Source organism: Arthrobacter sp. CAN_A212 (assembly GCF_015752345.1).
Classification (GTDB): domain Bacteria; phylum Actinomycetota; class Actinomycetes; order Actinomycetales; family Micrococcaceae; genus Arthrobacter_D.
The window spans coordinates 386,069-409,963 of sequence record NZ_JADOUT010000001.1 but is presented as its reverse complement, the minus strand read 5'-3'; the positions used below and the strand labels follow the sequence as shown (position 1 = coordinate 409,963).

18 protein-coding genes are annotated in these 23,895 nt (G+C 64.2%); 5 read left to right on the top strand and 13 right to left on the bottom strand.

Going from position 1 to position 23,895, the window contains the following annotated elements:
- Nucleotides 1–10: 10 nt before the first annotated feature.
- Together trmB and IWX64_RS01950 are read right to left on the bottom strand one after the other, a co-directional pair.
- Nucleotides 11–895 carry a tRNA (guanosine(46)-N7)-methyltransferase TrmB gene (trmB, locus tag IWX64_RS01955; RefSeq protein WP_196865443.1) on the bottom strand — a complete coding sequence of 295 codons (885 nt, stop codon included), beginning with the start codon at nucleotides 893–895 and terminating at the stop codon, nucleotides 11–13.
- 156 nt (nucleotides 896–1,051) lie between these two features.
- On the bottom strand, nucleotides 1,052–1,831 hold the full coding sequence (locus tag IWX64_RS01950) for a type 1 glutamine amidotransferase domain-containing protein (RefSeq protein WP_196865442.1): 780 nt from the start codon (nucleotides 1,829–1,831) through the stop codon (nucleotides 1,052–1,054).
- Nucleotides 1,832–1,912: 81 nt separating this feature from the next.
- Here IWX64_RS01950 and IWX64_RS01945 point away from each other — a divergent pair, with 81 nt between their 5' ends.
- Nucleotides 1,913–2,209 carry a hypothetical protein gene (locus tag IWX64_RS01945; protein ID WP_196865441.1) on the top strand — a complete coding sequence of 99 codons (297 nt, stop codon included), beginning with the start codon at nucleotides 1,913–1,915 and terminating at the stop codon, nucleotides 2,207–2,209.
- Between the two features lie 5 nt (nucleotides 2,210–2,214).
- Here IWX64_RS01945 and IWX64_RS01940 read toward each other — a convergent pair whose 3' ends face one another.
- The gene (locus IWX64_RS01940) at nucleotides 2,215–3,465 is read right to left on the bottom strand and encodes a M20 metallopeptidase family protein (protein ID WP_196865440.1); all 1,251 of its coding nucleotides are present in this window, start codon (nucleotides 3,463–3,465) and stop codon (nucleotides 2,215–2,217) included.
- Nucleotides 3,466–3,770: 305 nt separating this feature from the next.
- Here IWX64_RS01940 and IWX64_RS01935 point away from each other — a divergent pair, with 305 nt between their 5' ends.
- Together IWX64_RS01935 and IWX64_RS01930 are read left to right on the top strand one after the other, a co-directional pair.
- The gene (locus IWX64_RS01935) at nucleotides 3,771–5,453 is read left to right on the top strand and encodes a DEAD/DEAH box helicase (protein WP_196865439.1); all 1,683 of its coding nucleotides are present in this window, start codon (nucleotides 3,771–3,773) and stop codon (nucleotides 5,451–5,453) included.
- A gap of 135 nt (nucleotides 5,454–5,588) precedes the next feature.
- Nucleotides 5,589–5,990 (top strand): YccF domain-containing protein, encoded by a 402-nt coding sequence (locus IWX64_RS01930; RefSeq protein ID WP_196865438.1) that lies wholly within the window; start codon nucleotides 5,589–5,591, stop codon nucleotides 5,988–5,990.
- A 3-nt stretch (nucleotides 5,991–5,993) separates the two neighbouring features.
- On the opposite strand, the gene lepB is transcribed toward IWX64_RS01930, so the two are convergent.
- From lepB to IWX64_RS01895, 7 genes are all read right to left on the bottom strand, one after another.
- On the bottom strand, nucleotides 5,994–6,476 hold the full coding sequence (lepB, locus tag IWX64_RS01925; protein WP_196865437.1) for a signal peptidase I: 483 nt from the start codon (nucleotides 6,474–6,476) through the stop codon (nucleotides 5,994–5,996).
- Nucleotides 6,469–8,073, bottom strand: a complete 1,605-nt coding sequence (locus tag IWX64_RS01920) for a multicopper oxidase family protein (protein ID WP_196865436.1) — start codon at nucleotides 8,071–8,073, stop codon at nucleotides 6,469–6,471. The genes lepB and IWX64_RS01920 overlap by 8 nt, the downstream gene beginning before the upstream one ends.
- 76 nt (nucleotides 8,074–8,149) lie before the next feature.
- Nucleotides 8,150–9,382 carry a sensor histidine kinase gene (locus IWX64_RS01915; RefSeq protein ID WP_196865435.1) on the bottom strand — a complete coding sequence of 411 codons (1,233 nt, stop codon included), beginning with the start codon at nucleotides 9,380–9,382 and terminating at the stop codon, nucleotides 8,150–8,152.
- Nucleotides 9,383–9,485: 103 nt separating this feature from the next.
- A complete protein-coding gene (locus tag IWX64_RS01910; RefSeq protein WP_196865434.1) occupies nucleotides 9,486–10,172 on the bottom strand; it encodes a response regulator in 687 nt (228 codons plus the stop codon).
- A gap of 272 nt (nucleotides 10,173–10,444) precedes the next feature.
- Nucleotides 10,445–11,413 (bottom strand): AfsR/SARP family transcriptional regulator, encoded by a 969-nt coding sequence (locus IWX64_RS01905; protein ID WP_245345545.1) that lies wholly within the window; start codon nucleotides 11,411–11,413, stop codon nucleotides 10,445–10,447.
- 98 nt (nucleotides 11,414–11,511) lie between these two features.
- Complete coding sequence (locus IWX64_RS01900) at nucleotides 11,512–12,060, bottom strand: hypothetical protein (RefSeq protein WP_196865433.1); 549 nt, start codon at nucleotides 12,058–12,060, stop codon at nucleotides 11,512–11,514.
- 42 nt (nucleotides 12,061–12,102) lie between these two features.
- Nucleotides 12,103–14,025 carry a penicillin-binding transpeptidase domain-containing protein gene (locus tag IWX64_RS01895; protein ID WP_334683111.1) on the bottom strand — a complete coding sequence of 641 codons (1,923 nt, stop codon included), beginning with the start codon at nucleotides 14,023–14,025 and terminating at the stop codon, nucleotides 12,103–12,105.
- 219 nt (nucleotides 14,026–14,244) lie between these two features.
- Here IWX64_RS01895 and IWX64_RS16895 point away from each other — a divergent pair, with 219 nt between their 5' ends.
- Nucleotides 14,245–17,643, top strand: a complete 3,399-nt coding sequence (locus IWX64_RS16895; protein ID WP_334683110.1) for a PAS domain-containing hybrid sensor histidine kinase/response regulator — start codon at nucleotides 14,245–14,247, stop codon at nucleotides 17,641–17,643.
- Between the two features lie 11 nt (nucleotides 17,644–17,654).
- Complete coding sequence (locus IWX64_RS01885) at nucleotides 17,655–18,557, top strand: GGDEF domain-containing response regulator (protein ID WP_334683109.1); 903 nt, start codon at nucleotides 17,655–17,657, stop codon at nucleotides 18,555–18,557.
- A 30-nt stretch (nucleotides 18,558–18,587) separates the two neighbouring features.
- Here IWX64_RS01885 and IWX64_RS01880 read toward each other — a convergent pair whose 3' ends face one another.
- Genes IWX64_RS01880 through betT form a run of 3 tightly spaced genes read right to left on the bottom strand, consistent with a single transcriptional unit; the run spans nucleotide 18,588 to nucleotide 23,814 of the window.
- Complete coding sequence (locus IWX64_RS01880; RefSeq protein WP_334683107.1) at nucleotides 18,588–20,186, bottom strand: GMC family oxidoreductase; 1,599 nt, start codon at nucleotides 20,184–20,186, stop codon at nucleotides 18,588–18,590.
- Nucleotides 20,187–20,188: 2 nt separating this feature from the next.
- Nucleotides 20,189–21,676 (bottom strand): aldehyde dehydrogenase family protein, encoded by a 1,488-nt coding sequence (locus tag IWX64_RS01875; protein ID WP_196865430.1) that lies wholly within the window; start codon nucleotides 21,674–21,676, stop codon nucleotides 20,189–20,191.
- Complete coding sequence (gene betT / locus IWX64_RS01870; RefSeq protein WP_334683106.1) at nucleotides 21,673–23,814, bottom strand: choline BCCT transporter BetT; 2,142 nt, start codon at nucleotides 23,812–23,814, stop codon at nucleotides 21,673–21,675. The genes IWX64_RS01875 and betT overlap by 4 nt, the downstream gene beginning before the upstream one ends.
- Nucleotides 23,815–23,895: the final 81 nt, after the last annotated feature.

Below are 23,895 nucleotides of genomic sequence, written 5' to 3'. Positions count from 1 at the left end.
ACCTGTACGCCTAGATCTTGCGATAGGTCAGGTCGAAGATCATCCTGCCGGCCTCGTGGGCCTTGTTCTCGAAGCTGGTGAGGATGCGGCCGTCGAAGCGCGGGGCCCAACCGCCGCGGGTGTCGATTCCCTCGTTGACGCCGGTGTTCCCGGTGCTGACCGGGTCCTTGCCTTCGCGGACGGGCGCCCCGCCCACCACCAGTTCCACGCCGCTCTCCCACACCTGGGTGAGGGGGCTCTCGGCACCGGTGCGCTCGCCGTCGTGCACATTGGTGAAGTGCTCCGAACCCGCCAGGACGTCGCGCATCTGCACGGCGTAGTCGGACCAGTCGGTCGCGAGGCGCCAGAGGCCACCGTCGGCAAGCACCCGCGCCGCGACCTCGGCGAAGTCGTCCTTGACGAGGCGGCGTTTCCGGTGGCGGGTCTTGTGCCAGGGGTCGGGAAAGAACACCCAGAGTTCGTTGACCGAGCCGGGTGGCAGCATGGTGGCGAGGGCCTCGGCGGCGTTGGCCTGCGCGACGCGGACGTTGGTGAGCTGTTTCTGCTCGATCCGCAGCAGGGTCTGCGCAAGGCCCGGTTTGTAGACTTCAAGGGCAAGGAAGTTGGTGTGTGGCTGCAGCTCGGCCGCGTGGGTGATGGCCTCGCCCAGGCCCGAACCGACCTCCACGACGAGCGGTGCCTCGCGGCCGAACTCTGCGGTGGCGTCAAACCGGTAGTCAGGGTCGACGGAGGTGTCGGCCATCGTGTTGCGCGGCACCTCGACCACAAACCCGTCGAGCTCAGCCCACGCCTGACGGCGTCGGCCCTGAAGCCGTGAGCCACGGCGCACGAAGGACACGGGCTGGGAAAGATGTGGGCCGGGGGTCGGCGAGGGGGCTGCTGGGTTAGTGCTCATTGTTCTAAGGGTATCCAAGCGAACGAAAAGCGCCCGCAGTGGACAGTGGGATGGCCCGCTGTTACGGACCAACTCCACCCCTCACTAAGGGCGCATTCGTTTTACGGATTCCCGGGACCGGCGCAGGAACTGCTGCCTGGCCCCTCAGGCGGGAATCTAGTGGCCGGATTCCGCTTCCGCGGCGGCTGCTGCTGCCTTTTCGGCGTCCTTCTGAGCCCGCAGTGCCTCGGACTCGTCCTGCTCCTCGGCCTTTTCCTGGTGGATGACCTCGGCGAGAAGTTTCTCCATCTCCTTGGCTACCAAGGCAGCTGACGCGGGATTCTGGCCGGTGACGAGACGCTCGTCCACGATGACCTTCTCTTCGAAGACACCCGCCGAGACATGGGTGGCACCCTGCTCCTCGAGGCGGTCAGCCAGGAAGAACGGGACGATCTTGTCCTTGTCGGCAGCGACTTCCTCGTCGTTGGTGAACGCGGCAACGCGCTTGCCCTCGACCAGCCGGAGACCGTTCTCCAGCTCGACGTTCAGGAGACCGGCCGGTCCGTGGCACACAGCGCCGACCACGCCGCCGGTGTTGTACACGCTGGCGACCAGCTTCTGCAGGCCCTCACTCTCGGGGAAATCCCACATGGTGCCGTGCCCTCCCACCAGGTAGACGGCGTCGTACTGGGAGGGGTCAACCACGTCAACGCGGGCCGTGTTGTAGAGGCCTGCCCTGGTGGTCTCATCCTCGGTGAAGGCGACCTGGATGGGGTCGGAGGTATCAACCTCGTCCTGGGGTGGGACGCCGCCCTTGATGGAGGCGAAGTCAACGAAGTGACCCGAATCCTTGAAAACCTTCCACGGGTGGGCAGCCTCGGCCACGTTGTAACCGGTCTTCTCGCCGGTGTCGCCGAGTTCGGAAACGCTGGTCAGTACCAGCAGGACTTTTTTCATGGGGAACTCCTCTAGTCGTTGTTGCCAGCCTAGGCGAGGAGTACTGGCAGCGCATCTTGAATCCGTCCGTAGACTCGGGTGATGACACCAGAACCCCAGGGCGGCGCCACACACGGGTTGCGACGGTTCTTCTCCGACCGTGACGGGAACCTGGTCATCGGCCAGGTCCCTAATATCCCCATCATCGGATGGCTCGTGCTGATGGTGGCCGCCGCACTGGCGCCGGATCCGGACATATCAGCCACGTTGTCCTTCTTCAGCGCGGCCTTCCTGTTCACCTGGGCGTATCTGGAGCTGGCGCAGGGAGATAGTCCCTTCCGACGGGTGCTCGGTGCCGGAGCGCTGATCTACCTGGTCGCGGGCCGCCTGATCACCTAGCGCAACTACTGCACGACGGCGGCCAGCTCGGCGATCCGCGCCAGGGCCAGCTGGGTGTACAAAGCCGCTCCGTCGGCCAGGACGCTGTCGTCGAAGGTGGCGTACGGGGAATGGTTGTACGCACTGGTTAGCGGGTCCGCTCCGGGGGCCACCGCGGAGAGGAAAACGAAACTGCCCGGGACCGCTGCGAGAATCCGGGAGAAGTCCTCGGACCCGCTGAGCGGCTGGGCCATCCGGGAGTAGCGGTCCGAGCCGAACAGGTCCGCGATGACCGATTCGGCCCGCACCGTCTCGGCGTCGTCGGTGATTGTCAACGGGTACTCGGTCGAGTAGTTGACCGTGACCTCCAGGCCGTGGGCGGCGGCAATTCCTTCCAGCAGCCTCGGCACCACTGTCTGCATCTTCTCCCGGTTCGCCTCGGAGAAGGTCCTCACCGTCGCTTCGAAGACCGCCGACTCCGGGATGACGTTGCGCTTGGTGCCGGCCCGCAGCACACCGACTGTCACCACCACCGGATCAAACATGTCGAACTGCCGGGTGATCATCACCTGCAATGCCGTCACCATTTCCGCCGCTGCGGTGACAGGGTCCTTCGCCAGGTGCGGGGCGGAGCCGTGGCCACCAGCGCCGTGCACGGTGACGTGCAACCCGTCGGAGGCTGACATTAGGGTGCCGGGACGGGTTGCCAGCCGTCCGTTCGCCTGCTGAGCCGACATCACGTGCAGGCCGTACGCGGCGTCGGGGGTCCTCCCGGCCGCCTCGAGTACCCCTTCCCGGATCATCACCCCGGCGCCGTCGAAACCTTCCTCACCGGGCTGGAACATGAGGACGACGTCGCCCGCCAGCTGATCCTGCCGCTCCGCCAGCAGGGTGGCCGCCCCGGCCAGCATCGCGGTGTGCAGATCATGCCCGCACGCGTGCATGGCGCCGTCGAATCTCGACGTGTACTCGACGCCGGTCTGTTCCTGCACCGGCAGCGCATCCATGTCGCCCCGCAGCAGCACGGCGGGCCTGTCCGTTGCTGCAGTGGCCGACCCGTGGCCGCCCTGTCCGCGGAGCACGGCGGTCACCGAGGTGGTGTCCGTCCCGAGCGTGACCTCATAGGGAAGACCGTCGAGCGCCTGGAGTACCTTTTCCTGGGTGCGGGGCAGGGTCAAGCCAATCTCGGGTTCCTGATGCAGGCGATGCCGCAGCCGCACCAGGTCGTCGTGGAGTTGCTGCGCGTCGTCGAGCACTGAGTGGTCGGGGTGGGTCATGGCGGCCTCCGGATAGCTGTGGTGTCAGTCACGTTCACCCCCAGTTCACGGTCAAACGGGCCATGGCGCAAGTCAGACGACGCCAACGCTGATAGAGTTGAGGGACTTGTCTGCGTGCCAGCCTGGATGGAAATACTCCACACCTGCTGGAAACCAGCGCAGCTTGCGTCGATGAACGCATTCTTTTGTCCCGCATTTGAGCTCCCAACATTGTGAGCGCGGTTGACACTGTCTGACTTTTCTTCGGCGAACCCCTCGCGTCAACCGATTCGTGGGGAAGATGAGAAGAAAGTTCGTGTACCTACATGACTACTTTTGCTGCACTCGGTGTGCCCAAGGCTCTGGTCCAAACCCTTACCGCCCAGGGAATCACCGAACCATTCCCCATCCAGGTCAAGACCCTGCCCGACACGCTGGCTGGCCGTGACGTGCTCGGCCGCGGCCGCACCGGCTCCGGCAAGACACTCGCGTTCGCGCTCCCCATGGTGGCCCGGCTGGCCGAGCAGGAAGCCGCGTACCGGCGGAAGCCCGGACGCCCGCTGGCGCTGGTGCTCGCTCCGACCCGCGAGCTCGCCACCCAGATCAACGCGACCATCGAGCCGCTGGCCACCGTGCTCGGCCTGAACACCACGGTCATTTACGGCGGTGTCTCCCAGGCCCGCCAGGAGAAGGCCCTGCGCGCCGGCGTCGACATTGTTATCGCCTGCCCGGGCCGCCTCGAGGACCTGATGCGCCAGAAGCTCATCACCCTCGACGCCGTCGAGATCACCGTGCTGGACGAGGCCGACCACATGGCCGACCTCGGCTTCCTGCCCGTCGTGAAGAAGCTCCTGGACACCACACCCAAGGAGGGCCAGCGCCTGCTGTTCTCCGCCACGCTGGACAACGGCGTGGACAAGCTCGTCCAGCGGTACCTGACCAACCCGCTGACTCACTCGGTGGATGACCCCCAGGCGTCGGTGACCACCATGGAGCATCACGTCCTGCTGGTCGGCGACCAGACGCAGAAGAAGCAGCTGATTGTTCAGCTCGCCTCCGGCAGCGGGCGCCGCCTGCTCTTTATGCGCACCAAGCACCACGCACGCAAGCTGGCGAAGACCCTGACGGACGCCGGCATCCCTGCCGTTGACCTGCACGGCAACCTGTCGCAGAACGCCCGCGACCGTAACCTCGCGGAGTTCTCCTCCGGCGACGTGCGCGTGCTCGTCGCCACCGACGTCGCCGCCCGCGGCGTGCACGTGGACGACGTCGAACTGGTGGTCCACGTGGATCCCCCCACCGAGCACAAGGCCTACCTGCACCGCTCGGGCCGTACCGCCCGTGCCGGCTCGTCCGGCACCGTCGTGACGATCACGCTGCCGGAGCAGAAGTCTGAGGTGCAGAAACTGATGCGCGCCGCGGGCGTTGACGTCGCCTTTGAGAACGTGAAGGCCACCTCGCCGCTGGTTGGCAAGCTGATCGGTGATGTCGCCGAGAAGATCGATCCGCGCACCCGCGCATCACTGGTAGCCTCGCGTGAAGCACAGCGTGGCGGTGGCACCTCCACCGGAGCCAACGCACAGCGCAAGCGCCGCGGCACGGCGCCACCCTCGTCGGGTGGACGCGGCGGCCGTGGCGGTCGCGGGAAGGTTTCCGCTGAGTCGACGGGCAACCGGTCCGATCGTCGGCAGGATCAGCCACGCGGTCCCCGCTTTGGCGCTACGGCCGGCGCATCAGCTGGCGGCTCCAACGGTGGCGGACGCCGTCGTGACGACGACCGTCCCGCCGGCTCGGGAACGGGTGGCGGCAACCGCACCCGCCGTCCAGCCGGTGCACGCGCTGCCGACGTCGCACCCCAGGGCAAGGCACCTCACCGCTCCAGCAGCGCGGGCGCCAAGCAGGAGCCGGGTAATCAGCGCAACCACACGCCGTCGGCCGGGGCGGGACGCCGCTCCAGCGGACCCCGCCGGGCCACCGCGCCCGCGTCGAACGACCGCCGGAGCAACTAGGCTCTGACCAATGAGTGCCCTTCCCGTCCGCGGGAAGGGCACTTTTTTGCCTGTCCCCGAAACGCACTGGACGATCGGCAAACTCAGGGGTGTCCCCCATAGACCGCCGCAGTGCACTAAAGGAAAATTGAACCCATGAACGTAATTCTGAATGTCATCTGGCTGATTTTCGGCGGCATCTGGCTTGCCCTGGGGTATGTTCTGGCGGGCGTGATCTGCTGCCTGCTGATCGTGACGATCCCGTTCGGGATTGCGTCCTTCAGGATCGCCGCCTACGCCATCTGGCCTTTCGGCCGAACGATTGTGGATCGGGGAGGCAGAGCGTCGACGCTGTCCGGTATCGGCAACGTCATCTGGATAGTTGTCGCAGGCATCTGGCTTGCCATCGGGCACGTGCTGACGGCGATCCCCATGTTCCTGAGCATCATCGGCATCCCCCTGGGCATCGCCAACCTGAAAATGATCCCGATCTCGCTAACGCCACTCGGCAAGGAAATCATCGAGACCCGCGGCAGCACGGTTCCACAGCTGCGTTAGCGGTCAGGGCTGAGAAGCCGGCCAGATCACAGATGCGGTGAGGCTTTCCTTGGGAACCGGCCCGAAATCCCGAGAGTCTATGGATACCGCGCGGTTGTCTCCCAGCACAAAAACATAACCATCCGGCACTGTGACGGGCCCAAAGTACGTTGCGTCAATGCTCTCATAATCAACGAAGGATTCGTCGGGAGGGATACCGTCGACATAGAGCGTCGCATCCTTGATTGCCACAATTTGCCCCCCGACCGCCACGATGCGTTTGAGGGTGAGGGTACTGTCCACGGGGTTGGGGAAGGCTACGAGGGAACGCGCCTCGCCTGATGGAGGTCCCTTGAATAACACCACTGTACTGCCCTGCGGCACGGTGGGCTCCATGCTGTCCGACGCGACGGTGAATGGTTCGACGACCCACAGTCGGAGCCCGAGGAGGACGGCGATACCCATCAACGCCGCCCCCACGAAACGCCGGGTGCTGGTCCTAGCCATCCCACGTAGCGGGTGCCGCAGTGATCGGGTCATAAGGATCAAAGTTGTCTTCCGGCCCCACCCTGAACTGAACCATCATGTCGTGGTCCTCGTGCGGAAGGTTGTGGCAGTGCAACATATAACGGCCCTTGTGAGGCCCGAACTTCATCAGCAGCCGGACCGTCTCTCCTTCCCCAATGTAGACCACATCCTTTGGCCCCTTCTCGTAGGCGAACGGCGGGCGGCCGTTGCGGCTGAGGATCTTGAAATCGATGAGGTGGATGTGAAGCGGGTGGAACCATCCGCCGGAGCTGTTCTCAAATTCCCAGATTTCGACGTCCCCGAGCCCCGGATCCGCGATGACCCTTTTGTAGCCGCTGCTGATGACGTCTTGCCAGGTTTCCCCGTTGATGATCCACATATTAGTGACGTCGTCGCGCTTGACCCGGAACCTGCGGACCTTACGGGACTCGGATGGGTTGAGGGCCATCACAGGATTGCTGGTTGCGAGTTGCGCCGGAATAGTGTTCCAGGTCGGGTCGCTCGTATCAACCGGTTCATCGGTAACATCGAATGCCATGATCCTGTTGGTGTAGTCATAGTTCACATTGTTTGGGTTGGACAGGTTCCGCAGCACGATCCGTTGCCCGGTGCTGTATTTCCGGAAATCGATGAGGATCTCATAACGTTCCGCAGAGGCGTGCCGCCAGCTTGCCACGGTCTGGGACAGCGGCAGCAGCCCACCGTCAACGCCGACAAAGGTGACCGGGTCTCCGGTGCTCAGGGCGGGCCGTAGCGAGCGGGAGATACAGCAGTTGAGGATCCTGAATCGGTAGATGCGTTTCTGTACTTTCAATACGGGCCACGGCCGGCCATTGACCAGAATGACGTCACCCCAGAGCCCCGAATGGCTGTCGTCCGTGTAGCTGAGAGTGCCGTTTGCCGCGAAGATGGCGTCGGAGATGCTGAGCGCCACATCAAATCGTCCCTGAGGTAGGAGCGCGCGCTCCAGCGGATCGTGAAGGTGGTACTGCCCGACGAGTCCGGAGTATACGTTGAGCGCTGTGTAATGGACGCCGTGGTCGTGATACCAGAGGGTCCGGGCTGGCTGGAAGTTCGGGTAGTGATAGTCCTTTCGGAACCCGGGGCTGGTGATATCGCTGGCGTACCCATCGTACTGCGGCAACGACGCTGACCCGTGTAGATGCGTTGAGGTCGTTAGGGGGTGGCCGTCAAAGGGGTGGACAGCCGGCAGTTGGTTACGTATGCGCAGAACGGCTTTGGTGCCCTGCTCGAGGCTGATCGTGGGGCCGGGAAAGATCCCGTCGTAGCCAAGGATCGGGGTTTTGAGCCGAGGGAGGATGGCGGCGGTAGCCGCCATCTCGGTGAGCGTGAAATAACTGACCGGAGCACCATCCACCGGATCGATGCCCGTGGAGGATGGTTCAAGGATGGGGGCCTGCGTTAGAAGTGTTTGAAACGGGCGGGGCATGTCCCCGGGAGCCAGACGGCTGATCGATTTGGCATCGATGGACCGAGCCGGCAGGGACAGGGCGCCTGCGCCGAGGGCCCCCATCAGGCCGCCCCCCAGCAGCACTTGTCGCCGTGAAATGGACATTGGTATCTCCCTTCGAAGCAAGTGGCTCGATGATGTCAAACCGCCCTTGGAGAAACCCTGTGCCGCTCGGCCCCAGCTAAGCGGCGGAGGGGATGCGGCTGAGTGTTGCGATCACTGAGGTACCGCAGCCTCCGCCTGACAACACCTGAAGGGAGCCGCCTGCCTCCCGGATGGTGTCATGCATGAGCCGTAGGCCGAGATGGCCTTCGGGTGAACCATCCTCTGGGTTGAAACCGCGGCCGTCGTCCCTGATGGTCAGGACGGTACTACCGTCCTCCCTCAGCAGCGAAAGATGGACGGAGTTCGCATGGGCATGCTTCACGGTATTGGTCAGTACCTCCCGGGCCACCCTGTACAACATGACGGCGTGGTCGCGGTCCATCTCATAGTTGTCCGGAACCTGAAGCGCCACGTCGATGCCCTGTTCGCGCAGAGACTCTGCTAACCGGGTCAGAGCCGCCGGCAGCCCCAACGTGTCCAGGTCCGGGGGATAGAGTTCACTCGTCATGGCACGGAGTGTCCGGAGGTTTTCCTGGAGAATGGACCGGACCCGGCCAAACAGGGGACGTTGAGAGGCCGCACCCCGTTTCTCTTCGGCCTCCATCGCGTAGGACAGCCCCGCAAGGTCCTGGATTACCTCGTCATGAAGGTCCCTGGCAATCCGTCGACGCTCCAGATCAGAGGCTTCAATAGCGTATTGCAGCAGTTTGCGACGGGAGACCTCGTGTGCCTGGATCCGGCGGGCGAGCCGGACAGCGGGTATCAACTGTGCGAGTTGGAGGACGCCGAAGGCGAGCAGGAAGATCGGCGTGATCGCCAAAAGCACCCGAGTCTGCTCTTCGCGAACGCCGTCGTCGTCGTAGTACGCCTCAAAGATCAGGGGCGCTCCAGTGGCCGCCAGCGACCCCACATACACCTCCACCAACTCGCCGGAGTCTGCTTCGTACTCATTTTCCAGACCTTGTTGGTCCTCCAGGGACGTGGTTCCGCTAGCTCCGGCGAGCAGACCCAGGGCGGGCGCGGGGAGGTCGAATTGTTGGCCGATCAGGGACGGCACGTCTGAATAGATAATCCGCCCGTCGCCGTCCCACACCTTGATCCTCAACACGGCGCCCCGTTCCAGCCACGGTTTCAGCCGTACATCAAGTTCCTCGATCGCCGCGGGGTCGCCAGCGATCAGGCGATCATTGATCAACGGGCTGACCGCATAGTCAGCTAGGCGCTGGGTAATGCGCTGCGCGTTATCGAGCGCATGGTTCTCCGCTTCAGCCCGAATCCAAAAGGCGACAGGCGTGGCAATCAGTGTCATGACAAGCAGCCCGGTCAAAAGGAAGCGCCCCACCGCACTGCGAACCTCTGAGCGCTCTGAGACGGTCACACCGCCGTCCGCTATGTGTCGAGGCCAGAGGCGTTTACCCATGCCGCGGTTCAATCAGGAGGCCCAGTCTGGTGGCAACAGCAACTGCTTCGAGCTGCGAGTGGGCCCCCAGTTTCACAAGAATGGACTTCACGTACCCTCGACAAGTGTTCTCGGTAATCCCCAGTGCTTTCGCATTGGCACGCACATCGCTACCTGCGGCCATTAACGATAAGACCTCCAGTTCTCGCTGGGTGAGCGAGGCAAAGCCGGTGGAAGGTGGCCGTTTCCTGCGTGCAGCGAGCTGAGTAACGAGAAGCGGATGCACCATCATGCCACCGTTCCTGGCATGCCTGATCGTCTCAAGCAACGTCATCAGGGAACCGTCCTTCGGGAGGAAGGCACAGATGCCACTGTTGGCCGCCCGGCCAAGTGCCTGCAGGTTGGGATCGCCTGTCAGCATGATCACACGGGTATCTGGGGCCACGGCGAGGACCTGTTCGGCTGCGGTGATGCCGTCGCCATCAGGCAGGTGGTAATCCATGACGACGACGTCGGGGTGCAGCAACATGAACTGCTTGATTGCAGTGCCAATGCTGGTAGCGAATCCGACGCTGGCCAGATCGGGTTCCCAGGCGAGGGCCTGGGCCAGCAATTCAGCAAAGGTTGCGTGGTCATCGACGATAAGAACACGAATTTGCTTCAGCTCGACGCTAACAGAATCGGCTGCAAGAACTGTCATGACAATCACCCCTACGGTGTCACGCCCCAACAGCTGTGTGTAGTCCGAGTATGCATCCTCAGGGGTGACAAAACCAGCAAATCCTGTGGAAAAAATGGGTAAATGTTGGGAAGCACAGGAGAAACCCGCATGCTGATACAAACGGCAGTCATCTTGATGGTCGGGTGGTGGGGTTGGGCGAGCCCCCCGACGCGTGGATGGAACCCAATTCATACCTGCAAGCACCACTTCCAGTGACGGCAGGTGCAAATCGGCGGGAACTGAGCGGCGGGTCAGGAGGTTGCTAGAGCTTTCAGTAGGAAGGAAGACAACACCTCGCCTGCGGTGCGGACGGTCTTCCCAAGGGACGACTCGGGTGGCACCGAATTTCGGCCTGTACGCTGCTCCACCCGGCCATGCAACACCAGCAGAGCCGAAAGCACTTCAGCCAACTCAGATTGGCCGTCAGCCGTGGCGCGAAGCAACCGGAGCTGGGCGTCCCGAAGTTTGGGTCCGGGAGTGCAGCCGAGCTCAAGATCCAGGGCCCGCCGGCACCGCTCGTACGCCTGGAGACCCTCCGCATGGCGCCCCGACTGCTCCAACGCCGAAACCAGCGCCGTCCAGGCGCCCTCGTTGAGGAAATCGGCGTCCAGGGCACGCCGCGCCCAAAGGACTCCGTCGTCGGGCTGGTGCAGAACACACGCGATTTCGGCGGCGAGGATCAGGGCAGACGTGACCCGGGCGGAATGCAGGGCACGCTCCTCCTGCGCCCATTCGGGTCGAAGCTCGTCGGCCAGAAGCGGGACCGCTGACAGCTCAAGTGCCTGCTGGAGCAGGGGATAGGCAGCCGCGGGTGAAGAAGCCCGCACCGCACGCATCAAAGAATTGAATCGGTCCAGATCAAGATCCACCAAAAACGGATCCATGACATAGCCGCCGTTTGATGTGCGCAGGGGCCCTGCCTTGCCTTCGCCCGGTTGAAGGTGGCGTCGCAGGACGCTGACGTAGCTTTCCAGCGTCGCCATGGACTCGGCTGGGGGGTGGTTTCCCCAGAGCTTTTCGACGAGTCGATCTTTCGACACCGGTGTTCCAAGTGTCAGTAACAGGATCTCAAGGATCTGGCGCGGTTTGGGACCGCCGAAGTGCTCGGCTTCCAGGACTTCATTGCCACGGCGGACCCGCAGCTTTCCGATGATCTGAATTGATAGGTGAACGGGTGCTGGGCCAGGACGGTTGGCCATTGGTTGATGAGTAGCATCCATGATGAACCCCCTAAAGTGGATGGCTCAAATTTTCCGCTCTTCGTCCCCCCCAAATAAGCCCCATCTGGGTGGTGTGCACCCCCAAAGTTGAGGGTTGTTTACTGCCCGCCGGAGTGGTGGTCGGTGCCGAGCGAAAGACGTACGTCGTCGTCGTTATCGAGGGTCAAAAGGACAGCCTGATCGGGTAGTTCAAAGACCAAGGCAACGCTGAGGTTCTCTCCCTGATTGACGAACGCCGATTCGACTGGAGCCCACACCACGTTATAGCGGCTGGTTCCTACCCCCGCAACAGAGTAGTCGTCGGCTGCAAAGTCCATACCGCCGAGTTCCAGCGCCGTCAGTTCCAGTATTATCCTGACCCGATGCGAGCCGTCTCCCATGGGCTCGTCAAGCCAGCCGGGACTTCCTGCGGGGTTCCAGCTGTCCGATTCGAGGGGAATGATTCCGTTAATACGGCTTAGGCCGCCAGCGATGGCCGCGGAGGCACCGAGTGGAACGCTAGGAGTTTTCTCCTGGGACAGGGCGATGGCGGCAAGGCCGCTGACAGCGAGGAGCAAAACGACCGGGATTAGGGCCCGGTGGCGTAGTCCCGACCTCGTGCGGGTGCGAGCGGAACCCGCTCCGGGGGGTACGTTGTCGACGGCCATGCCACGATTGTTCTCGACTGACCATGGAAAAACCCTGACCTGCTACTGCGCGGCGCCGCGCAGGAAAGCGTCCATCAGCGGGCCGCCGGAGGTGGATCCCAGCTCTCCCTCCTCCACGAACACCGCGACCGCAAGGTCACCCTGCAGTGCCACAATCCACGCGTGGGTTCGTGGTGGGTCCTCATCCCCGAATTCTGCGGTGCCGGTCTTCGCCAGGACCGGATCCCCGGGCACATCGGCGAGCACCGTGGCGCCGCCCTCGGCGACGACCGCGGCCATCAGGGTCCGCAGCGTTCCCGCCTCGTCGGCGGTGAGCGCGCCCGGGGTACCAGCCGGCGACGGCGACGGGTCGGATTCGCCGGCCGTCTCGCCCGCTGTCTCGTTAGCCGAATCCGCTGCGAGCAGGGTGGGGGTAACACGTTCACCGGCGCCGACACTCGCGGTCATCACCGCGAGGGCCAGCGGGGACACCAGCACCTCGCCCTGCCCGATCATTGAAGCCGCGTGCGCAGTGCCCTCGGCGGTCTCGGGCACTGACCCGAAGAACGCGGAGATCCCCATGGAGGCCTCGACCCCCACCCCCAGATCGCTGGCGGCAGCGGCCAGCTCTTCCTGGGAGACGACGTCGCGCGTGGCGATGAACCCGGTGTTGCAGGACTGGGCGAAGGTCTGCAGCAGCGGAATCTCACCAAGAAACGCGGCTGGGTAGGTACTGGCGTTGTTGAAGGATCTACCGTCAACAACGAGTTCCTCGGTGCACTGGGTGCCGGATTCGGGCGTGAACCCCTCCCGCAGCAGGGCTAAAGAGGTGGCTACCTTGAAGGTTGAGCCCGGCGGGTACTGGCCCAACAGCGCGGTCTGCAGGCCGGCGCTGCCGGGTCCGTTCGCTACGGTCAGGATTTCCCCGGTGGACGGGCGTAACGCCACGATTGACGACGCCGACGGCTCCTCCTCAAGCACACCCTCGGCAAGTGACTGTAGCGTCTGGTCGAGGGTGGTAGTCAGCGGTTCCCCTGGCACTGGGTCCTGTTCGAACAGCACCACCGGCCCGGTGGCGTCGCCGGTTTGTTCGGCGGGTGCCGCCGAGACGACCAGACCGGGCGTACCCGCGAGCTGATCGTTGTGCTGCAGTTGCAGTCCCGACAGGCCAGTGACGTCGCCAGACTCCAGTTCGCCGTCGGACTGCTCAATCATTTCCGCGCTCGCCAGGCCCACCGACCCCAACAGTTCACGGGCGAACGTCCGGGTGGGGGCGAGGGCCAGCTCGTCGGGGAGCGCGAGGGCCCCCGGAACGGCGGCCAGCTCCGCGTCGGTTACAGCGCGGGAATCGTCGTCGCGCAACACGATCGCCTCAACAAACGCTTCCGGCCCCGCTCCGTCGACCTGGGCGGCGAAGGCCTCCGGGTCAACTCCCAGCAGCTCAGCCAGGGCCTCGGCCGATCCGGCCCACTGGTCAGCCTCGAGCTGGGTCTTGTCGATGCCGATGCGGATCACAGGACGGTCAGTCACCAGAATCTCGCCGTCTGCGCCGAGGATGTCTCCGCGCTCGGCCGGATTTGATGACTTCGTCAGGACCTGGCCGGGTTCCAGCCCGTCCACGGCAGCCGCCGGATCCCAGGCCACCTGCCAGACGTCATCGACGAGAGAAAGCTCCACGGAGGTGGTGTAGGCCCAGTCGTCGTCGCTGTCGTCCAGGTCCCACACGTGGTCCAGTTGGACGGTGGCTGTGCCCTCGGACGGAGATTCCACCGCCCCGACTGAGACGGTGGGAGTGAGCGGATCGAGTGCCGCAGTGATCGCGGCGAGTTCCTCATTGACCGTCGCTACCGAACCGGCGGTGAACGTGGAACCGGTGACGTCGAGGGCGGTGAGCCCCTCGGCGAACACGGCGGCGGCGTCCTCTGCCGTTGGGCCGGTATCCGTGCAGGCGGTGAGAGTCAGTGCGAGCGCTGCGATGGTTGCCACTGATGTTGTACGTCGACGTTTCCCCATTGGGTCATTATTGCCTACCGGTAGGCCCGGTCACTCCGATGTCGAAACGATGACATGTTGCTGGTGGGACCCGGTTCCTAGACCGCGGGACGTTAGAGTAGCAGGAGGTTATAGAGGCACGACGGCGCAGTGACGGATCCCCTGGTGGGGGAGCGCTCGGTACGTCGCTACTGAGCCGCCGAAAGGATCCATGTGAATACTCTCGCAGTTGCACCGAGGGGTTCATCCATGCGCTGGCGGAGTGGACTCTGGTGGCTCGCTGGCGGTGCTCTGGCGCTGGTCATGGTGATCGGTTACTACCTGACGGTGAACAGTGGCACACCGATGGCCCAGAGCATCGGGAACATCAGCCTTCTGGCGTTCAGCCTCGCCGCCGCCATCAGCTGCGCCGCGGGTGCCCGGCGCGATAAGGACTCGGCTAAGGCATGGTGGGTGCTGGCAACGGCAATGCTCGCCTGGTTTGGCGGGATGCTGGCATGGACCTACTTCGGAATCACCCGCGATCACCTCTATCCCTTCCCCTCGATTGCTGACCTCGGATTCATTGGTTATGCCGTGCCAGCCACTGCCGCACTATTTCTGTTTCCTCGGCCGTCAGCAACCCTTGTGTCCCGCCTCCACACCCTGCTCGACGGCGGAGTGATCGCCGCAACTGTGCTGTTTATCAGCTGGGCGACGGTTCTTGGACCCGCTTATCGATCCTCCGATCAGGCATTCATCGGGCAACTTACCGGCACCTCGTACCCGGTGGTCGATGTGATCATCATTTCCCTGGTGCTTGTGCTGGGCATCCGACGCCCGGTGGGTGACCGGCTGCGCTGGTTCTGTATGGGGGGTGGACTGCTTGTCCTCGCCGTTACCGACAGCGTCTACGTCCGCCTGGTCTTTGAGGGCGCGACAGGGTCCACCGGTTCCCCGCTCGCCATCGGCTGGATGCTCGCCTTCGGGCTCATCGCCCTCGCGCCGTTTGTACCGCGCAGCACGCGAGTGGAGGGCGATCGCCACCGGTATGCGGTGGCGCTGGAACTGGTGCCCTACGTCCCGGTGGTTGTGGCGATCATGGTGTCGGGCTACATCACTGTCGGCGCCTACCCAGTCCAGCTCGGCATTGGGTTGGTGGCACTGGTGCTACTGGTGGTCCGCCAGGTTTTGATCGTCATCGAGAATGTGACCCTTACCCGCGGACTGGCTGACCAGGTGGCGGCGCGCACGGCGGAGCTCGAGGGGCTCGGTGCGATCGTCACCTCGTCCTCGGACGCGATCTTCGGTTACACCCCGGACGGCAAGATTGTCAGCTGGAACCCCGGAGCGGAACGGATCTTCGGGTACCCGGCGGCTGACACGATCGGCCGGGACAAAGATTTCTTCGTGCCGGCGTCGGCACGAGCAGACAATGAGGCCGCGCAGGCTCTCGTGGCCGCAAGCGGGGAGGGTCATAGTTTCGAAACGGAACGTTTGCGCAGCAACGGATCAGTCGTGCAGGTCTCGATGACTATCTCCCCGGTGTTCACCGATGGGGTGATGCGTGGGATGGCAACCATTGCCCAGGACATCAGCGATCGGCGCGCTGCGGAGACCGAGCTGCGCAACGCGAGGGAGGCGGCACTGGAGGCGACCCGCCTGAAGTCGGAATTCCTGGCAACCATGAGTCACGAGATCCGCACCCCGATGAACGGGGTGATCGGATTGACGGGATTGCTGCTGGACACCCCGCTGGATTCCACCCAGCGGCAGTACGCCCAGGGGGTCAAGGGTGCCGGAGAGTCGCTGCTGCTGCTGATCAATGACATCCTCGACTTCTCGAAACTCGAAGCCGGCCGGATCAACCTGGAGATGGAGTCCTTCGACCCGCGCAACCTCATCGACGAAGTGGCTGGCCTCCTCGCGGAGGGTGCACGACGGAAGAATTTGGAGCTGATTGCCTACTGCCTTCCCGAGGTGCCCCAGCATCTGGTCGGAGACGCTGGGCGGATCCGTCAGGTGCTCCTGAATCTGCTCTCGAACGCGGTAAAGTTCACGGCGGCCGGAGAGATCGCCATCCGGGTGCACCCGGTGGATGTCGCCGATACCCACGGCGGCGACCACCGGTCGATGATCCGCTTCGAGGTGCGGGACACGGGCATCGGAGTAGAGGTAACTGACCACGAGAGATTGTTCGAATCTTTCGCGCAGGCTGATGCGTCGACCACCCGCAGGTACGGTGGAACCGGATTGGGACTGGCGATCTCCCGGCGCCTGACTGAGGCGATGGGCGGGACCATCGGGGTTGCAAGCACCCCCGGTGCAGGCAGCACCTTCTGGTTCACCCTGCCACTCGCTGGGTCGAAGAGCATGACGGCACCGGAATCCAACCTGCTCGACGAGCTACGGGTGCTGGTGGTCGACGACAACGCGACCAACCGGCTGGTGCTGGAATCGCAGCTGGGGTCCTGGCGGATGAACACTGCAGCTGTTGAGACCGGTGACGTCGCAATTGAGCGACTCCTTGCCGCAGCCGACGCGGGAGAACCTTTCGACATAGCTGTGCTCGACATGTGTATGCCGGATATCAACGGGATCGACCTGGCTGAGGCGATCAACAGCCACCCCGAGCTGGCAGCTACCCGGTTGATCCTCCTCACTTCCAACGGGCATATTGACCGCGACCGGCTTGCCGCTGCCGGGGTGTCTGAATGGTTGACCAAACCGGTCCGGAGCTCGGCGCTCTACGACCGCCTGATGCACCTGATGCACCTGATGACTGCAACCGACGCCGAACCGGCGCCGGAGACTGTCCGCTCCCGCACCGTCCAGCTGCAGGATGCCCAGTACGGTTCGGATGCCCGCATCCTGGTGGTCGAGGACAACGCGGTCAACCAGCTGGTCGCCGAATCGATGCTGCTGAAGCTGGGATATCGGGTGGACCTGGTCGGAGATGGCACCGAAGCGGTCAAGGCCACGTCCCACGAGACCTACGCGGCCGTGCTGATGGACTGTCACATGCCGGTGATGGATGGGTTCGAAGCCACCCGCGCCATCAGGGGTCGAGGAGGAGCCCATCTGCCAATCATCGCCATGACCGCTGGAGCACTGAGCGAGGACCGTGAACGATGCCGCGCCGCAGGGATGGACGATTACCTCGCCAAGCCGGTAGACATCACCCGGCTCCAGACCACCCTGCTCCGGTGGGTGGGCACCCCCGCCGTCGCCCCCGCCGTCACGACAGCGCCGACGCCCGCGGCCGACGTCGTACACGCCGAACCCCGGGAGGTCGTGGACCCCGCCCGGCTGGAGGTGCTCCGTGGGCTGGGCGCCGATGATGGGTGGGGTGTGCTGCCCGCTGCAGCCGCCGCGTTCCTCGGCGCTGTTCCCGGCGATCTCGCGGAGCTCCGCGAGGCGCTCGAGCGAGGCACAGGATTGGGCGACGCCGCGCACAAGCTCCGGGGGGCAGCCGCAAATATCGGTGCTGACGGCGTAGCCGCGCTGTGCGCGGAGCTCGAGGACGCCTCACGCGGCGGTAGCGAGGTGCACCCGGAAAAGCTGGCAGAGCTGGAAGCGGAACTGGAACTGGTATCCGTTGCGCTCGCCGAATCAGTGGTGGGAGCACCGTGAAGGTACTGGTCGTGGACGATGATCCGGGTTCGCTGATGGTCGCGAAAGCGGTGGTGGAACATGCCGGCTACGAGTGCCTCTCGGCGGCCGACGGGGACACCGCGTGGGAGCTGTTCCAGCTGCATCAACCGGAGGTTGTGGTTACCGACTGGGTGATGCCAGGCATGAATGGCCTGGAGCTGTGTGAGTCGATCCGAAGGGTCGCCGAGGACTCCTACACCTACCTCGTCTTGCTCACCTCCTTCGGCTCGCAGGACGACGTGCTCGCCGGGATGGAGGCCGGCGCCGATGATTACGTCACCAAGCCGTTGGACCCCTTCACCCTGCGCACCCGGCTCCTGGTGGCACGCCGGGTGACTGCCCTGCACGCGCAACTCGGAAAGTACCGGCAGGAGCTCACCCGGCAGGCGCGAACCGATCCTCTCACCCATCTGGACAACAGGCTGAAACTCACCGAGGACCTGGATTTGCTGCATGGCCGTAGCCAGCGCTACGGCGGTCGTTACTCCCTGGCGTTGTGCGACGTTGACTACTTCAAGAGCTTCAATGACCTGCAGGGTCACCCGGCTGGCGATGATGCCCTGAAATTGGTCGCCAAGACCCTGGCCGCGCTGGCACGGGACACAGACGGTGTCTACCGCTTCGGCGGCGAGGAGTTTTTGCTGATCCTGCCTGACCAGGGAGCAGCCGACGCTGAGGTCGCGGTAGAGCGAATCCGCTCCGGTATTGAATCACTGGGTATCGTGCACGTGGGCAACCCCCGCGAGGTGCTCACGATCAGCGCTGGCATCTCAACCTTCACCGCTGACCATCCAGTCAGTAGCGGGCGATTACTGAAAGAAGCCGATGACGCCCTGTACTCGGCCAAAGCCGCAGGCCGGAACCGGGTTGTGAGTTTCGTCCGGGCCGGATAGAGAAACCCGGCCCGGACGACCCCCGGATGCCTAGGTGGCCGAGGTCTGCTTGATCAGATCAGCGCAGCGCTCACCGATCATCATGGTGGTGATGTTGGGGTTCACGGTGGTCAACTCGGGCATCACCGACGCGTCAGCCACCCGCAGACCCGTCACCCCTTTCACCCGCAGCTGGGGGTCCAACGGCGACAGGTCGTCGCTGGGCGCCCCCATCCGCACCGTGCCGGCAGGGTGATAAACCGTGTTGTGGGTCCTGCGGATGTAGTCGGTGATCTCCTCATCCGTCTGCACGTCCTGGCCGGGATAGAGCTCGCGGCCGGCCCATTCCGCCATGGCCGGCTGGGCGACAATCTCCCGTGCCTTCCTGATTCCCGCAATCATGACCCGCATGTCATGGGGGTCGGTGAAGTAGCGCGGATCCACCATCGGCTTGTCCCGATAGTCCCGGCTGCGCAGCCGTACCGTCCCGCGCGACCGCGCGTGAGTGACGTTGGGAGTCAGGCAGAACCCGTTATCGGTGGTGGGATACCCCTGCCGCAGCGTATGCATGTCGAAGGGCACGGACCCGTAGTGGAACATCAGGTCAGGCCGGTCCAGGCCTTCCTCGGTGGTGGTGAAGATCCCGATCTCCCACCACTGCGTCGATGTCTCGGGCATTGGCTGCTTGGCTTCCCACTGGATGACACCCTCCGGGTGGTCCTGCAGGTGTTCACCGACGCCCGGGGAATCCACCCGAACGTCGATGCCATGCGTTGTCAGGTGCTCGGCGGGGCCGATACCGGAGAGCATGAGCAGTTTCGGTGAGTCAATGGCCCCAGCCGACAGGATCACCTCCGACCGCGCGGTGAGGGAATGAGTGCGTCCAAAGGAGGCATCGACGACGTCGACGCCGGTGCACCGGTTGTCCGCGTCGAACGTCAGTTCACGCGCCCGGAGGTCGGTGAGCAGGGTGAAGTTGGACCGGTCAATGATCGGGTGGACGTAGGACACCGAGGACGACGCGCGGGTGCCGTCGGCCTGGCGGTTGATCTGGAAGAAGCTGGCACCGTTGATCACCGTCGCCCCGGTGTTGAAGTGGACCCGCGGGATGCCCGCCTGTTCACAGGCGTCAAGCAGTGCTTTGCCCGAGGGGTCCGACGCCGGAATGTTCATCAGGTGCACGGGGCCCGAATCGCCGTGGTGCGGAGCATCCGGGCCGGCGTCCTCGTTGGTTTCCAGGCGCTGGTACAGCGCGTAGGCGGTATCGGCGTTCCACCCCTCCGCGCCGAACTTCGCTTCCCACTCGTCGATGTCCTCCCGCGGCGCCCAGAAGGCGATACAGGAGTTGTGGCTGGAGCAGCCTCCCATCACCTTGGCGCGGGCATGGCGCATGAAGGAGTTGCCGTTCTCCTGCGGTTCGATGGGGTAGTCCCAGTCGTAGCCCGACTCGAGGAGTTCCATCCACCGGTCGAGGCGGAGGATCTGGTCCACGCCGCGGTCGTCCGGCCCGGCTTCAACCAGGGCTACCTCCACGGCAGGGTCCTCGCTGAGGCGTGCTGCGACGGCGGCGCCCGCGGAGCCGCCGCCCACCACGATGTAGTCGAAGTCGGTCCTCTCGATCTGGTCAGTCACTGGTATTGGATCAGACACGGTTACTGCTCCTCTTCACGGTCCGCAAACCAGCCGGTGACCTGCGGATCGATGTTGTGGTAAATGTGCTTGGCCTCCTGGTATTCGGACAGACCGGTCGGCCCCAGCTCGCGCCCCACGCCTGACTGCCCGAACCCGCCCCACTCGGCCTGCGGCAGGTAGGGGTGGAAGTCGTTGATCCAGATGGTGCCGTGGCGCAGCCGCCGGGCAACCCGCTGGGACTTCCCGGCGTCCTGGCTCCAGACCGCGCCGGCGAGACCGTAGTGGGTGTCGTTGCCGATCGCCACTGCCTCGTCTTCCCCGCTAAACGTCTCGACGGTGACCACCGGTCCGAATGCCTCGTCGACCACGACCGACATGCCCCGTTCCACCTGGTCGAGCACGGTGGGTGTGTAGTAGAAACCCTGTTCCAGGTCGCCGGTGCCCCAGGTGCCGCCGCAGCGCAGGCGCGCCCCCTCAGCGACTCCCTTCTGAACGTAGGCGGTCACCTTGTCGCGGTGTGCCGCCGAGATCAGTGGGCCGGTTTCGGCGTCCTCATCGAAGGGTCCGCCCAACCGGATCAGCTGGGCGCGCCGCACCAGTTCATCGGTGAAGCGTTCGGCGATGGATTCCTCAACGATCAGTCGGGCTCCGGCAGAGCAGACCTGACCGGAGTGGACAAACGCTGCGTTGAGCGCGTTGTCCACCGCGGCATCGAAATCGGCGTCGGCGAAGACAATGTTGGGGTTCTTTCCACCCAACTCCAGCGCCACCTTCTTGACGGTGGCGGACGCTGCGGCGGCAATCCTCCTCCCGGTTTCGAGGCCGCCCGTGAACGAGACCAGGTCGACGTCGACGTGCTCGGACAGCGGTGCGCCGACGGTCGCCCCGGCGCCGAGCACCAGGTTCGCTACCCCCTTCGGCAACCCCAGCTCGTCCAGTACCTCCATCATGAGCATGCACGTGTGCGGGGTAAGCTCGCTGGGCTTCAGCACGAAGGTGCAGCCGGCCGCCAGAGCCGGGGCGATCTTCCAGGCCGACTGGAGCAGCGGATAGTTCCAGGGCGAGATCAGCCCACACACGCCGACCGGCTCGTATTCAATCCGGCTCACCACGGAGGCGGTACCGGGATCGACAAGCCGTCCCTGGTTCTGGCCAGCGAGCTTCCCGAAGTAGGTGAAGCAGCCGATGATGTCATCCATGTCGATTTCGCTTTCGACCAGGCGCTTGCCGGTGTCGAGCGTTTCGGCACGGGCAAACTCGGCCTTGCGTTCCTGCAGGCGGGCGGCGACCTTCAGCAGGAAGTCCCCGCGTTCAGGAGCTGGCACGGCGGCCCATTCGCCCCCGTCGAACGCCCGTCGTGCGGCGGCGATGGCGGCCACGGCGTCGTCGGCGGTCCCCTCCGAGACGGCCCCCACTGCGGTGCCGTCGGCGGGGCAGCGGATCTCCCGGGTGCCGCCATCGGACGCTGGCACCCAGTGGCCATCAATGAACAGTGTTGCGGTACTCATGAGCGCTCCTCAGGGGTGGTGAAGTCGGCTTCCCAGTTGTCGGATGCCAGATGGTCGTCGGTGATCGCCGTCGTGCCTGGCGTTGCACGGTTGCTGTGCAGGAATTCAAGGTGTGTCTCGTAGTGGTCCAGTACGTCGGTGATGACCTGTTCCCTGGTGTATCCGAGCAGGTCGTACCCGTTGCTGCCCTCGAGGGAGAAGACCTCCATCCGGTAGTACTTGTCGGTGGTGGAGGCGCTCTTCAACGCGTACGACGGCGTGTCGTACTGCACGGGGTACACCTGGTATTTGAACGCGCGTTCGCTGCCCAGGTTGACGGTCAGGTCCACGTGGCCAACCCCACCCGGGCCGACGCTTCCGGAGGTCAATGTCACGTCGGCACCCTGGGCGGCCAGTTCGTCGTGGACTTCCTGGAGTGCGGGCCGCGCAACCTCGTCGATGAACCGCTGCGCCTGTCTACGTCCAGGGTAGGTCAGGACATGGGCGAGCCGCTGACGCCAGGTGCGTCCGCCGCGGGCCTCGGAACCAGACCGGCTGGAGATGATCCCGGGCAGCGACGAGCGGTAGCTGTCCATCCGGGAGCTTTCCATCCGCAGCGCCTTGTACAGCCCGTACATGATGAACAGCAGCAGGATGGAGAGTGGCAGCCCCATCACCACCGTGGCGTTCTGCAGGGTCAGGACCCCGCCGACCGAGAGCATCGCCAGGGTGAGCGCGCCGGTCACCAGCGCCCAGAACACCCGGAGCCACTTGGGGCCGTCGGAGTTGGCGTCCTTGAGGTGGGAGGTGAAGTTGGCCATCACGAGGGCGCCTGAGTCGGCACTGGTGACGTAGAAGAGCAGGCCGGTGAAGGTGGCGATCGCAATGATCAGTGGTGCCAATGGGTACTGCTCCAGCAGCCCGTAGAAGGCCCGCTCCGGCTGGTTCATGCCCACCTCGCCGAACTCGGCGTTGCCACCCATCACAATGTCGAGGGCGCTGTTCCCGAAGATCGAGATCCACAGCAGGATGAAGGTGAAGGGCACGATCATGACGCCCAGGACGAACTGCCTGATGGTGCGGCCCCGGGAGATGCGTGCCAGGAAGAGTCCGACGAAGGGAGCCCAGGCGATCCACCAGGCCCAGAAGAACAGCGTCCAGCCGCTTAGCCACTCGTCCGGCCGGTCATAGGCGAAGGTGTCCATGGTCATGCCGGGGAACTGGCTGAGGACGTCGCCCGTGTTCTGGATGATCCCGTCCAGCAGGAAGCTGGTCTTGCCTGCAATCAGGATGAAGAGCATGAGCGCGCCGGCCAGCAGCACGTTCAGCTCGGACAGGCGCCTGATGCCCTTTTCAACACCGGACACGGTGGAGATGACCGCCATCACGACGGCGACGGTGATCAGGCCGATCTGGACCGCGAGGTTCTCCGGCAGGCCGAACATGAGCGTGAGCCCGTAGTTGAGCTGGACGACGCCGATGCCCAGGGAGGTGGCGATGCCGAAGATGGTTCCCAGGAGTGCAGCGATATCCACTGTGTGCCCGATAGGGCCCTCGACCTTCTTGCCGAAGATGGGGTACAGCGCCGAACGGATGCTCAGGGGCAGGTTGTGGCGGTAGGCGAAGAAGCCGAGGGCGAGGCCCATCAGGGCGTACAGAGCCCAGCCGGTAATCCCGTAGTGGAAGAGGGTCCAGACCATCGCCTGACGGGCGGCCTCAACTGTCTCGCCGGATCCCTGCGGAGGTGCGAGGTACTGGGTAATGGGTTCAGCGACCGAGAAGAACATCAGGTCGATGCCGATGCCGGCGGCAAACAGCATCGAAGCCCAGGTGAAGATGCTGAACTGTGGTTTGGAGTGGTCTGGCCCCAGTCGGACTTTCCCTACCCGGGAGAGCGCTGCGACCAGGACAAAAATGACCACGAGGGTGACAATCAGGAAGTAGTACCAGCCCATGTTGACCGAGACCCACGTGACCAGGGTGCCGATGACCGCTTCAGCGTTACCCGGGGCGATGATGGCCCAGGCGGTGATCGCCAGAATGCCGACGGCCGAGCCGATAAAGACCGTCTTGTTGACTCTGGTTCGTGGCAAGGGGTTTGGTTCTGCACTCGGCTCGCCGGGGGAGTCCGGCCGATTCTTGATCGATTGACTCATCATTCGCCTCACAGTTGTTTGGTGCCGCGCCTCAGCTGCCTTGAAGTTAAGTGGACGGTTATAGGTATGGCGGGCTTATCCACG